The sequence below is a fragment of the Streptomyces sp. NPDC045998 genome, assembly GCF_056430285.1.
The window spans coordinates 484,509-496,807 of record NZ_JBWKLJ010000003.1 but is presented as its reverse complement, the minus strand read 5'-3'; the positions used below and the strand labels follow the sequence as shown (position 1 = coordinate 496,807).

The window sequence follows — 12,299 nt, the reverse complement described above, 5'->3', positions numbered from 1 at the left end:
GTGCGAATAACTGATTACTGGGCGTTCCGGGGCATCGTGTTCACCCGACAGGCAGCGCGTAGACGTCCCGGCCCTGCCAGACCACCGTCCGCTCCCGCAGGGCGGCCCCCGCCCACGCCGACCCGAACTGCTCGCTGACACCCGCGAACTTCCACAGCACCTCGCCGTCGTCCGCGGCGAGCGCCGTGACGGACTGCCTGTCCCCGGTCAGCAGGGTGCGCCCGGCCGGGTCGGCGAAGAGCGAGGCGCCGCCCCCCGGGCCCCCGGCGGTCACCTCGCGCACGGCCTTCGATCGCCAGCGCGTGGTGCCGGTCCGCGCGTCGAGGGCGTGGACGTACGAACCGCCGGACGCGTACACGGTGTCGCCACGCGGCAGCACGGCGGCGACGGCGCTCGCCTCCGCCGCGACCCACAGCTCCTTGCCGGCCGTGGCGTCGTACGCCCGCAGCCCGTCCGCGTTCGCGTAGACCCGCCCGTCGGCCTCGGCCCACGCCTGCCGGGACGCCGTCACGCGGCCCAGCGGCCGGCGCCACAGCGGCTTTCCGGTGTCGCGGTGGAAGGCCGCGAACTCCGCGGGGCCCCTGCGCGGCAGCCGGCCGGGCTGCTCGCGGCGCACGAGGACCTGGCCCGGCTGCACCGCGCCCGTCACCCCCGCGGCGCGGTCGTCGCCCGGATAGCCCGGGGGCAGCGCCACGCGCCACACCTCGCGGCGCGCGACGGCGTCGTAGCAGATCAGGAAGGGGCCGTTGTACTTGCGGGCGCGGGCCTTGCTCACGGTGGCGGTCATCCAGATCCGGGTGCCGTCCGTGCCCAGGAGCGCGCCGGCCTCCAGGACGCGGGCGGGTGTGGTGACGGCGTACGCCGGGTCCGTGGAGCGGACGGTGCCGTCGGCCACGGCCACGTGGGCCAGCCCCCGCTGGGTGGGGAAGACGGCGAGTCCGCCCTCGATGAGGACGGGGCGCGGGGAGAGCACGGCGAGCGGCTGCTCCCACGCCGGTCGCCCGGTCCGCAGGTCGAGCCCGATGACGGCTCCCGCCACCGGCAGGAGCAGGATCCTGTCCTGCCAGACGACCGGGTCGGCGGAGATGCCGCCGCGGCCGGACGCGCCGACGCGGTAGTGCCACAGGGCGGCGGGCGAGGTCCCGGGGACCCGCTTCGGGCGCGGCTTCGGCGGCGCGGCGGCGGCGGCGGGCTCGTCGCCACCGCTCAGGGCCCAGGCGCCCATCGCCCCGGCCGCGAGCCCCGCCGCCCCGGCGAGCGCGACGGCCAGCACCTGCCTGCGTGACACCGGGCCGGTCGCGGGGCGGGCCGCCGAATCCGTCCGGCCGGCCACCGCGGGCGGGTGCGCCGGGCGAGGAGGCGGCACGGGCGGCACGGCGGACAGCCGCGTACCCGCGCCCCCGTCCGGCCCGCCCGGCTCGTCCAGGCCGGCCAGCGCCACCACCTCGGCCGCCTCCGCCGTGACCCGCTCCACCAGCGCGGCCGGCAGCCAGCCGCCGTCCTCCCGCAGCAGCGCCGCCGCGCCGCCCGGCGCGAACCCGGCCGCGACCACCTCGGCCGTGGGCCGCAACGCCGGGTCCTTCTCCAGGCAGCGCGCCAGCAGCGGGCGGAGACGGGGCGGTACGGCCCCGAGGTCGGGCGGCGCGTCGGCGACACCGCGCGCCGGGTCGCCGCCGTCCGGGAAGGGACCGCGCCCGGTCGCCGCGTACACCAGCAGCATGCCGAGCACGAAGATGTCGGACGCCGGGCCGGGCGCGGCGCCGCCGACCTGTTCCGGCGTCAGGAAGTCGAGCGTCAGCGCGGGCCGCCCGCCGTCCCCGATCATGGCGGCGGACGCGGCGGCGAGCGGCCCGAAGCCGCTCAGCCGCGGGCCGTCCGCCGTGAGCAGCACCGTGTGCGGGGCGAGCCCGCGGTGGGCGCCGCCCAAGGCGGTGTGCAGCACGGCGAGCGTCTCGGCGAGCGCCGCGCCCAGGCAGCGCACGGTCAGCTCGGGCAGCGGTCCGTGCGCGCCGACGGCGGTGCCCAGCGGCACCCCGGGGACGTACGCGGTGGCCAGCCAGGGATCGTCCGGGTCGGGGCCGACGTCCAGGACGGGCACGGTCCAGCCACCGGTGAGCCGCCCGGCCGGCTCGGCCTCGGCGCGGAACCGCTTGCGGAAGGCGGCGGAACCCACGAGCCGGGCGTGCGGCACGTGCAGCGTCGCGGTGCGCCCCGCGGCGTCCCGGGCAAGGTACCGCCGGGTGGTGGCGGACTCGCCGGCTCCGGCCAGCACCGTGTACGGCCCGACCTCCCGCGGATCCTCGTCGCGCAGCGGCTCCACGTGTCCCTCCGCCCCAACGCCCTCGCACCCCCGGGCGGTTGCCCGGACGCCCCGACGATCAGCGAGCGTACGCCAGAACGGCGGCACCGCGCAGGGCTTCCTACGGGTGGTCGTCCTCCCGGTGGGAGGGGTTCGGGGAGGGCTTCGGGGACGGCTTGGACCACGGCCACTTCAGCTCGCGCCGCTCCCGGCCCCCGGGCGCGTACTCGTACTTCCACCCCCGCTGCAGCCCCAGCCGCCTGGTGTACCCGGCCGGTACGCGGCGGTAGGCGTGGACCGTCGCCGGGCCGCCGTCGTCGGCGGGGACGGGGACCACGTACCACTTGGGCGGATGGCCGGTGAGGCCGGTCAGCACCGGCAGGACCCGGCCGTCCAGCGGGCCGCCGTAGAAGGGGGTGTTCTCGCTTCGCACGCCCCCAGTGTCACAGCAGGTGCGCGGCCCCGCCCACCACGGGGAGCACGCGGCGCGCCAGCGTGGCCACCGGTCCGTCCGCCGTCTCGCGCGCCAGCAGCGCGGCCACCGCGCGCGCCGTCCCCTCGTCCGTCGCCGCCGTCACCGTCAGCAGCGCGACCAGCTGGTCGACCAGCCAGGCGCGCAGCTCGGCGGCGGGCGGCTGCTTGCCCTCGTCCAGCCAGATGAGCGACGCCGCCTCGACCGCCGCTATCCAGGTGCGCACCATCATCCGCAGCCTGGGCCCGGGCTCCGGTACGCCGAGGTGGAACAGGATCTGCTCGGCGGCGGCGCGCCGCACCTCGTCCACGATCGCCGTCGTCCGGGACGTCTCCGCGACGCTGCCGCCCTGGAGCAGGGCGCTGAACCCGGCGTCGTGCCCGTCGACGAAGGCGAGGTACCGGTCGAGGACGCGCGCGAGCCGCTCGGTCGGCGGGCCCACGGCCGGTTCCGCGAAGCACAGCTCCAACTCGTCGGCGGCCGACCGCAGGGCCGCCTCGTACAACTCCTGCTTGCCGCCGGGGAAGTAGCGGTACACGAGCGGGCGCGAGACCCCGGCGGCCTCGGCGACGTCGTCCAGCGACACGTCCTCGGGCGCCCGGTGCGCGAAGAGCGAGAGGGCGACGCCGAGGAGCTGGCTGCGGCGCTCCCCGACGCTGAGGCGTCGGTAGGCGGGCGTGGCGGCACTGGACGCGGGCGTGGCGGCACTCGTCATGCCCGCAGCGTAGCCCCGTACGCCCGTTGCACCCCCGCTCAGGCGAGGAGTCCCGAGCTCTTCCAGAGCCTGCGGCCGGGGCCGCGCAGCACGCCGATGTCGTCGAGGAAGTCCGTCAGCCGCTTGGCGCCGGACTGCATGACCTCCCGGCGGTGGCCGCTGGCCCGGACCTGGGCGACGGCCTCGCGGCGGTCCAGGCCGACGTTCTCGTACACCTGCGGGTTGACGAAGCAGACGGAGAAGACGCGGGCCGCCTCGCCGCAGCTGAGCCGGGTGAACTCCTGCTCCCAGCGCGGCGCCGTCACCATCTGGCGGCGCAGCTCCTCGCGGGCGTACCGCACATGGCGCGCCTCCTCGACGACGTGGATGCGGGTGACGCCGCGCACCAGCGTCTGGACGCGCTCGTCGGGGAAGGTCAGGCGCTGCATCCAGTCGAGGATCTCCTCGCCGAGCAGCGTCGCCGCGAACGAACCGGGGGTGGTGGAGACGGTCTTCAGGACGCGCGCGAGGTTGTGGTAGAGCCGGGGCACGGGGTACGTCGGCGCCCCGCCCTTCTGGATCATGCGGGCGAACATCATCGAGTGGCGGCACTCGTCCGCTATCTCGGTGAGCGCGTACCGGACGTGGTTGCTGGTGACGGACTTGTCGTAGATGTGCCGCACCAGCAGCTGCATCAGGATGATCTCGAACCAGATGCCGAGGGAGGCGAGCGAGGCGGCCTCGTGGCGGGCCAGGTCCATGCGCTGTTCCTCGGACATCTTCCGCCACAGCGGGGTGTCGTAGAGGGAGACGAGCTCCGGCGGCCAGAACCACTTGCCCTCTTCGAGGGGGGCGTCCCAGTCGAGCTCCTTGTCGGGGTCGAAGGAGTGCTTGGCGGAGGATTCGAGCAGGCGCTCGGCGACCTGCTCGCGGTCCCGGAGCGGGCCGAGCGCGTCGCGAAGGAGTCGTATGTCGCGTTCGGTCACGGTGGTCATGGTGGACGGCACCTCACGCAGTTGGGGTTACTGGGGGTCATCCCTTATAAGACTGCGTGTCAGCAAGGCCGTCAATCCCCTGTGCGAGAACTTGTTGACCCGGCGTCTACCACCGTGTGAGCCTGCCAACCACCGCTTGTGCACAGGAAGGAGCCGTCCGTGTCGACGCACGACCTCTACACCGGGACCCCGGGGGAGCGCATATGGGAGGTGCCGGCCTCCGGTGCCGCGCGCTTCAGCTGGGAATACGACGAGGGTCGTGACCGTCTCCTCGCCCTCTACCAGAAGGGCAAGGACAAGCAGTGGGACGGCGCCCTGCGCATCGACTGGGACCTGGAGGTCGACCCGTACGACCCCCTCGGCACACCGGACGAGGCGCTCGCCCTCTACCACACGCCCCACTGGTCCAAGATGACCGAAAGGGACCGGTCCGAGCTGCGCAGGCACTACGCCTCCTGGCAGTTCAGCCAGTTCCTCCACGGTGAGCAGGGCGCGATGATCTGCGCCGCCCGGATCGTGGAGTCCGTCCCCGACATGGACGCGAAGTTCTTCTCCGCCACGCAGACGATGGACGAGGCGCGGCACGCCGAGATCTACGGCCGCTTCCTGCACGAGAAGATCGGGATGCTCTATCCCGTCAACGACAACCTGCAGGGCCTGCTGAACGACACCCTGCGCGACTCCCGCTGGGACATGCCCTATCTCGGCATGCAGGTGCTCATCGAGGGTCTGGCGCTCGCCGCCTTCGGCATGATCCGCGACACGACGAACAAGCCGCTGCCCAAGCAGATCCTCGCGTACGTGATGCAGGACGAGGCCCGGCACGTGGCCTTCGGGCGCATGGCGCTGCGCGACTACTACAAGCAGCTGTCCGACGCCGAACTGCGCGAGCGCGAGGAGTTCGTCATCGAGGGCTGCTACCTGATGCGCGACCGGCTGCGCGGGGTGGAGGTGCTGGAGAACTTCGGCGTCTCGAAGAAGGAGGCGGCGCAGGTCGCGGAGGAGTCCGGGACGCTGCGCCTCTTCCGCAAGCTGCTCTTCAGCCGGATCGTGCCCTGCGTCAAGGACATCGGCCTGTGGGGCGAGCGGCTCCAGAGGGCGTACCTCGACCTGGGCGTCTTCGACCTCGGCGACTCGAACCTGGACCTGCTGATGACGCAGGACGAGGAGATCGCCGAACGGCTCGACCGCGAGCGCTTCGCGGCGGAGGAGGCGGAGCGCGTGGCCGAGGTGGCCGAAGCGATCGCCCAGGGCGAGGCCGAGGGCGAGAGCGCGGGCGCGGCCTGAGCCGTGGCCGTGGGCGCGGCCAGGGAGGGCGCGGCCCGAGCCGTGGGCGCGGGCGAGGGCGCGGCCCGCTGTCGTACCCGTGTCGTAGCCTGCGGGCATGAGCATGCCGCCTCCGCCGCACCAGCAGCCGCCCGGTCCGGGCCCGTACGGGCCGCCCCAGCCGTATCCGCCGCAGGCCCACCCGCAGGCGCAGCCGCAGCCGTATCCGCCGCAGCCCGGCGCGTACGGCCCCGGGCCCTACGGCCAGGCGCCGGGCCCGTACGGGGCGCCGCCGCCCGCGCCGCGGAAGAAGCGGACCGGGCTCGTCATCGGGATCGTCGCCGGGTCCGTCGCCGTGCTGGGCCTGCTGGCCTGGCTCGGCACGCAGGCCGTCAAGGCCGTCTCCGAGGCCGGTGGCACCTTCCCGGCCGCCGAGTACAAGCTGACGGCCCCCGTCACCGTGCTGGACGGCACGTACAAACTGACCAGCGACACCTCCGAGAAGGACGGCAAGGACGTCGAGGCGGAGGACGCGAAGGACCCCAGCGTGCGGGTCACCAAGTCCGTCGTCGCCACCTACACCGGCGAGCCGGGCAGCGCGCTGGTGGTCTCCGGGTTCTACGGGCAGCTCAGGTCCCCGGACCTGACGCGGCGCCAGATCCTGGAGGGCGGCGCGACCGGGCAGGGCACCACCCTCGCCGTGCGGCCGAAGGACTTCAAGCCGTCCGGCGCGGACGTGACCATCAGCTGCCAGGTGACGCGCTCCACGGACATGGGGACGACGAGCACCCTGCCGATGTGCGCCTGGGGCGACGGCAACACCGCCTCCTTCGTCGCCCTGGTCACGCCGGAGATCGCGGAGCAGCAACCGGAGGACGTCGACCTGGCCGCGCTCGCCGAGACGACCGCGAAGGTGCGCGCGGAGCTCCGCAAGCCGCTGGGCTGAGCCCGGGCGGCTCGACCGTCAGCCCAGGTCCGCTCCCGGCGGGAAGGTGGTGCGCAGGGTGAAGGCCTGCGGTGTCGGGCCGTGCTCCCGGAGGTGGACGAGGCGCTTCTCGGCCTCCTCGACCGTGGGGCGGTGGCCCGCCTCCACCCACCACAGCGCGGTCATCGCCTCCTTGATCCGCTCGAACCACTCGTTGCGGCGGCCGAGCAGCTCTCGGTGCAGCCCCGCGTACATGAAGGCGGTCAGGGCGTCGACGTCCCGCCACACCGACAGGTTGACGATCAGCCACTCGTCCCCGAAGACCGGCACGTCCGTGGCGTTGCCGCCCTCGCTCTGCAGCCGCCACACGAAGCCGTCCGCCGCGTCGGCCACCGCGTTCACCGGGTCGAGCGCGTCGACGAAGTCCTTCAACTCGGGGGAGTCGAGCGGAGACTTGAGGCGGGAGATGTTCACCTGGGCGAGTTCGTAAGCGGGTTCAGTCGACATGGGCGCACGATAATCACGGCCGGGACGGCCGCCCGGGGTCGTTCCGCGGAGCGAGACGATCACTCGCGCCCAGCGCCGCCTCCATCACCGTGCGGGCGATCGGCGCCGCGCTGCCGCTGCCGCTGATGTCCTCGCGGTTGGCGCTGGCGTCCTCCACGACCACCGCCACCGCCACCGCCGGACGGCCCGCGTTCGGCGCCTCCGCCCAGCCGATGAACCAGGCGTACGGCGTGCCCGTGTTGCCCACGCCGTGCTGGGCGGTGCCGGTCTTGCCGCCGACGCGGGCGCCCTCGATGGCCGCCTTGCCGCCCGAGCCGTGCTCCACCACGTCCAGCATCAGCTGCCGCAGCCGCATCGCCGTCACCGGCCGCATCGCCTGCCGGTAGGAGCGGCGTACGGTCTGGGCGACGGTCCGGCCGCCCGAGGTGGTGGTGCGGTCCACGAGGTACGGGTGGGTGAGGTCGCCGCCGTTGGCGACGGCCGCCGCGACCATCGCCATCTGCAGCGGGGTGGCCGTCGTGTTGTACTGGCCGATGGCCGAGAGCGCGAGCTGGTCCGCCGTCATGTCGCTGTCGAAGTTGGAGCGGGCCACCCGCGAGGGGATGCGCAGCGCGTCGTCGTTGAAGCCGAAGCGCGCCACCGCGTCCAGCATCCCGGCCAGCCCCACCTTCACCCCGAGGTGCGCCATGACGGTGTTGCACGACCAGCGGATGGCGTACGCGAGCGAGGCGTCGGCGCAGCCCTTCGCCTCGTTCGGGAGCGGCGTGCGGGTGTGGGGCAGCAGGTACGGGTCCGGGGCGCCCGTCGGCGCGTCGACGTCCGTGACGATCCCGGCGTCCAGCGCGGCCGCCGCCGTCACGATCTTGAAGGTGGAGCCCGGCGGGTACGTCTGCCGGAGCGCCCGGTTGAGCATCGGCCGCCCCGGCGCCGCGTTCAGCCGCGTCCACGCGGCGGTCACCGCCTCCCCCGTGCCGGAGAGCAGCCCGGGGTCGTACGAAGGGCTCGTCACCAGCGCCAGGACCCGGCCGCTCGACGGTTCGAGGGCCACGACCGCGCCGCGCCGGCCGTCCAGCCCCTCGTACGCGGCCCGCTGGAGCACCGGGTCGACGGTGGTGACGACCTGGCCGCCGGGGCGGCGGGTGCGGCTGAGGTCGTTCCAGAAGGGGAAGGGCGCCAGCAGCGGGCTCGTACCGGACAGGACGGCGTCCTCGGCGTTCTCCAGGAGCGTGGTGCCGTACGTCTGCGAGGCGTAGCCGGTGACGGGCGCGTAGAGCGGGCCGTCGCGGTAGGTGCGCTCGTAGCGCAGTGGCTGGCGGGTGTCGCGGGAGCCGGTGACGGCCTGGCCGCCGACGACGATGTCGCCGCGCGGCTGGGCGTACCGGGCCATCGTGGGGCGGCGGTTGGCGGGGTTCTTGTCGAGCGAGGGCGCCTGGACGATCTGGACGCGCGCGGCGTTGAGGAGGAGCGCGACGAGCAGGACGAAGCTCAGCGCGGCGGCGCGGCGGATGTAGCGGATCACCGGGCGTCCTTCGGGGCGGTCGGGGCGGTGCGGGTGGCGGACGTCAGGGCCCTGTCCCCAGGGCCCCGCGCGGGTACGGGGGCGGGCTCCGGGGCCGGCTCGGCGGGGGCGCGCGCCGAGTCGCTGACCCGGATCAGCAGCGCCACGATGATCCAGTTGGTGACGACCGACGAGCCGCCCTGGGCGAGGAACGGCATCGCCATCCCGGTGAGCGGGATGAGCCCCATCACGCCGCCCGCGATGACGAAGACCTGGAGCGCCACGATGGAGGCGAGCCCGGTCGCGAGGAGCCGGCCGAAGGGGTCGCGCAGTTCGAGGCCGGTGCGGTAGCCGCGTGCGACGAGGAGCGCGTACAGCATGAACAGCGCGGTGAGGCCCGCGAGGCCCAGCTCCTCGCCGACGGTGGCGAGGATGAAGTCGGACTTGGCGGCGAAGCCGATGAGGGTCGACTCGCCGAGGCCCAGTCCCGTGCCGAGCACCCCGCCGGCGGCGAACGCGAACAGCGACTGGGCGAGCTGCCCCGGGCCCTGCCCCGCCTCGATGGAGGCGAAGGGGTCCAGCCAGTCCTCGACGCGCCCGTTGACATGCGGCTCCAGGCTGCCGACGACGAAGGCGCCGGCCCCGGCGAGCAGGACCCCGACCGCGATCCAGCCGGTGCGGCCGGTCGCCACGTACAGCATGATCACGAAGAGGCCGAAGAAGAGGAGCGAGGTGCCGAGGTCCCGCTCCAGGATCAGCACCCCGACGCTCACCACCCAGATGGCCACGACCGGGCCGAGGACGCGCCCGGCGGGCAGCCGGAGGCCCCGGACCCGGCCCAGTACCTCGTGGTTGACGGCGAGGTAGGCGGCGAAGAAGACGGCGAGCAGGATCTTGGCGAACTCGCCCGGCTGGAAGGACAGGCCGCCGATCCGGATCCAGATCTTGGCGCCGTTGACGGCCGGGAAGAAGATCGGCACGGAGAGCAGCACCAGCGCGGCGGCGACCGAGACGTACGCGTACCGCTGGAGCAGCCGGTGGTCGCGCAGGAAGACGACGGCGACGATGAACAGCCCGACGCCGAGGGTAGACCAGACGAGCTGGGTGGGCGCGGCGTGGTCGCCCGGGGTCTCCAGGTCGAGGCGGTAGATCAGGACCAGGCCGAGGCCGTTGAGCAGGACCGCGATGGGCAGGAGCAGCGGGTCGGCGTACGGCGCGCGGAGGCGGACCGCGAGGTGCGCGAGCAGCGCGAGGAGGCCGAGCCCGGCGCCGTAGGTGGCGGTGTCCGGGGGCACGGCGCCGTGGCGGGCGAGGCCGACGGCGGCGTAGCCGTACACGGCGATGAGCGTGGCCGCGACGAGCAGCGACAGTTCCACGCCGCGGCGCTTGCTCGGGGGCGGGGCACTCGGTGCGGTCATGCTCCGCAACGTAGCAAGAGGTGGGTGGAATTTGGCGTTATGTCACATTTTGTGCCCTCGGGCGGTGTCGCCTCCCGCCCTGTTGCTTCCCGCCGTGTCGCCTGTCGCCGTGTCGCTTCCTGCCGTGTTGCTTCCCGCCATGTCGACTCAGGCGGTGTCGTCCGTGAGGTCGACGTACTCCGGGAGGGTCAGGCGGGCCTCGGCGCCGCCGTCGGGGGCGTTGGCGAACGTCAGCTCCGCGCCGATGACGGCCGCTTGGCCCGCCGCGATCGTCAGGCCGAGGCCGTGGCCCTTGGTGCCGCTCTCCGTGCGGAAGCGCTGCGGACCGTGCTCCAGGAGGTAGGGCGGATAACCGGGCCCGTGGTCCCGGACGGTCACCACCGGCCCGTCCACGGTGAGGGTGACGGGCGGGCGGCCGTGCTTGTGGGCGTTGGCGACGAGGTTGCCCAGCACGCGCTCCAGGCGCCGCTTGTCGGTCTCCACGCGCGCGTCGCGGACCACGTGTACGCGCGTCTCGCCGCCCGCCGCGCGGGCCGCGCGCTCGGCGAGGGGGCCCAGGTCGTGGACGTCGAGGTCGACCTGCTCGGTGCGGGCGTCCAGCCGCGAGATCTCCAGCAGGTCCTCGGTCAGCGCGCGCATCGCCCGCACCCTGTCCCGCACGAGCTCCGCCGGGCGGCCCGGCGGCAGCAGCTCGGCCGCCGCCGACAGGCCCGTCAGCGGCGTGCGCAGCTCGTGCGCCACGTCCGCCGTGAAGCGCTGCTCGCTCAGCAGCTTGTCCTGGAGGCTCGACGCCATCGTGTCCAGCGCCACCGAGACGGTCGCGACCTCGTCCTGGGGGCGCGACGGGTCCTTCGTACGGGGATCGTGGACGCGCGCGTCCAGGTCTCCCGCGCTGATCCGCCGCGCCACCTGCGCCGTGAGGTGCAGGCGCCGCGTGACCCGGGTGACCGCGAACGCGCCCACCAGCAGCGTCGCGCCGATCGCCAGCACCGAGGAGCCGACGATCGCCTGGTCCAGGCCGCTGATGGTGCGCGCGCTCAGCGAGTAGTCCACGCGTACGGCGAGCGCCCGGCCGTCGGCGGGCCCGGCCGCCCACATGGTGGGCCGGTTCTCGAAGTCCGCCACCACCGTGCCGCGGCGGCCGCCGGTGGCGAGGTCGCGCAGGGACGGCGGCAGGCCGGGCGGGTCCACGCCCGCGAACCGGGGGAGCGGCTCGCCCGCCTCGTACGCGTCGGTGACCTCCTCCAGCCGGTCCAGGGCCTTCTCGCGGGCCGTCTCGACGGTCTGGCGGCTCACGGAGACGTGGACGAGGGCGCCGAGGAGCGCCGCCAGGGCGCAGCACATGACGGCGATGAAGACGGCGGCCTTCCAGGTCAGCGTCGCGGTCCAGGCGGGGAGCCGGGGCCGGCGGGGCCGGCGCGGGGCCCTTCCGGTCCGGCGGCTGCGCTCCGCGCTCACGGGGTCTCCCCGGAGGGCACGGGCGCGGGGGTCGGCGGCTCCGACGGGCGCGGGGCCGCCGTGTCCGGGCGCGGCGCGGACGGCTTGACGCGGATGATCTCGTCGCGCGTCGGCAGCATCGTCCGCTGCTGCCCGTCCCACGTCCACGCCGTGCGGTACTCGTAGCCGGGGATGCCCGCCGAGACCACGCGCGTCACCAGGTCCTTGCCCGCGAGCTCCACGCTCACGATCTGCTCCACCGTCGACATGATCCGCGTGAGCCCGCCCCGCTCGGGCAGGTAGACGCGCAGCCCCAGCTGCTGGTCCGGCATCCGGATGCCGACGATCAGCTCCTCCCTGCCGTCACCGGTCAGGTCCCGGTAGTACGGCGTGAGCACCGGGCACGCCCTGGGCGCGCTGCCGCACCGCTCGACGGCCCGTGCCGTCTCCTCGTACATGCCGTCCGGGCCGCTGTACTGGTCCGGGTGGGCGGCCACCTCCGCGCGGACCACCGCCACCGGGTCCGCCTTGCGCACATCGCCGTCCGGGACGCGGATGCCGGGGACGCGCTCGGCGTCGCTCTCGCCGTAGTCGATCGGCGGTGCCGTCACCGGCGGCAGGTCGGGCCAGAGGCGTACCGGCCCGACCGCCGTCGGCGTGGGGCCCGCGCTCTCCAGGGCGCCCGGGTCGTCGCAGCCCGCCAGCAGCAGCGCGCCGAGCGAAGCGGCGGCGGGCAGCAGGAACGCCGCGTACGCGGCGCGGCGGTGCGGGCGGCTCACGGTGGTCCT

At 74.4% G+C, this 12,299-nt stretch carries 11 protein-coding genes; 2 read left to right on the top strand and 9 right to left on the bottom strand.

Annotated features, from left to right (window positions below; all coding sequences use genetic code 11):
- Positions 1-40: 40 nt before the first annotated feature.
- The 4 genes from AC07FJ_RS11165 to AC07FJ_RS11150 all read right to left on the bottom strand — a co-directional run bounded on the left by AC07FJ_RS11165 (position 41) and on the right by AC07FJ_RS11150 (position 4,460).
- Positions 41-2,320 carry an outer membrane protein assembly factor BamB family protein gene (locus AC07FJ_RS11165; RefSeq protein ID WP_479047671.1) on the bottom strand — a complete coding sequence of 760 codons (2,280 nt, stop codon included), beginning with the start codon at positions 2,318-2,320 and terminating at the stop codon, positions 41-43.
- Positions 2,321-2,420: 100 nt separating this feature from the next.
- Positions 2,421-2,732: a hypothetical protein gene (locus AC07FJ_RS11160; protein ID WP_479047669.1), complete on the bottom strand. Its 312-nt coding sequence runs from the start codon at positions 2,730-2,732 to the stop codon at positions 2,421-2,423.
- A 10-nt stretch (positions 2,733-2,742) separates the two neighbouring features.
- A complete protein-coding gene (locus AC07FJ_RS11155) occupies positions 2,743-3,486 on the bottom strand; it encodes a TetR/AcrR family transcriptional regulator (protein WP_479047668.1) in 744 nt (247 codons plus the stop codon).
- A 38-nt stretch (positions 3,487-3,524) separates the two neighbouring features.
- On the bottom strand, positions 3,525-4,460 hold the full coding sequence (locus AC07FJ_RS11150) for an AurF N-oxygenase family protein (RefSeq protein WP_355366486.1): 936 nt from the start codon (positions 4,458-4,460) through the stop codon (positions 3,525-3,527).
- Between the two features lie 159 nt (positions 4,461-4,619).
- On the opposite strand from AC07FJ_RS11150, the gene AC07FJ_RS11145 reads away from it, so the two are divergent.
- Positions 4,620-5,747 (top strand): ferritin-like domain-containing protein, encoded by a 1,128-nt coding sequence (locus AC07FJ_RS11145; RefSeq protein ID WP_479047665.1) that lies wholly within the window; start codon positions 4,620-4,622, stop codon positions 5,745-5,747.
- Positions 5,748-5,844: 97 nt separating this feature from the next.
- Entirely contained in the window at positions 5,845-6,672 is an 828-nt protein-coding gene (locus AC07FJ_RS11140; RefSeq protein ID WP_479047663.1) for a hypothetical protein, read from the top strand.
- 18 nt (positions 6,673-6,690) lie between these two features.
- Here AC07FJ_RS11140 and AC07FJ_RS11135 read toward each other — a convergent pair whose 3' ends face one another.
- From AC07FJ_RS11135 to AC07FJ_RS11115, 5 genes are all read right to left on the bottom strand, one after another.
- Positions 6,691-7,158: a DUF3291 domain-containing protein gene (locus AC07FJ_RS11135; RefSeq protein ID WP_479047661.1), complete on the bottom strand. Its 468-nt coding sequence runs from the start codon at positions 7,156-7,158 to the stop codon at positions 6,691-6,693.
- A gap of 13 nt (positions 7,159-7,171) precedes the next feature.
- The gene (locus tag AC07FJ_RS11130; protein ID WP_479047659.1) at positions 7,172-8,677 is read right to left on the bottom strand and encodes a penicillin-binding transpeptidase domain-containing protein; all 1,506 of its coding nucleotides are present in this window, start codon (positions 8,675-8,677) and stop codon (positions 7,172-7,174) included.
- Positions 8,674-10,074 carry an FtsW/RodA/SpoVE family cell cycle protein gene (locus AC07FJ_RS11125; protein ID WP_479047658.1) on the bottom strand — a complete coding sequence of 467 codons (1,401 nt, stop codon included), beginning with the start codon at positions 10,072-10,074 and terminating at the stop codon, positions 8,674-8,676. Before AC07FJ_RS11125 ends, AC07FJ_RS11130 begins: the two co-directional genes overlap by 4 nt.
- A gap of 147 nt (positions 10,075-10,221) precedes the next feature.
- Complete coding sequence (locus AC07FJ_RS11120; RefSeq protein ID WP_479047656.1) at positions 10,222-11,532, bottom strand: ATP-binding protein; 1,311 nt, start codon at positions 11,530-11,532, stop codon at positions 10,222-10,224.
- Positions 11,529-12,290, bottom strand: a complete 762-nt coding sequence (locus tag AC07FJ_RS11115; RefSeq protein WP_479047654.1) for a hypothetical protein — start codon at positions 12,288-12,290, stop codon at positions 11,529-11,531. Before AC07FJ_RS11115 ends, AC07FJ_RS11120 begins: the two co-directional genes overlap by 4 nt.
- Between the last annotated feature and the right edge of the window lie 9 nt (positions 12,291-12,299).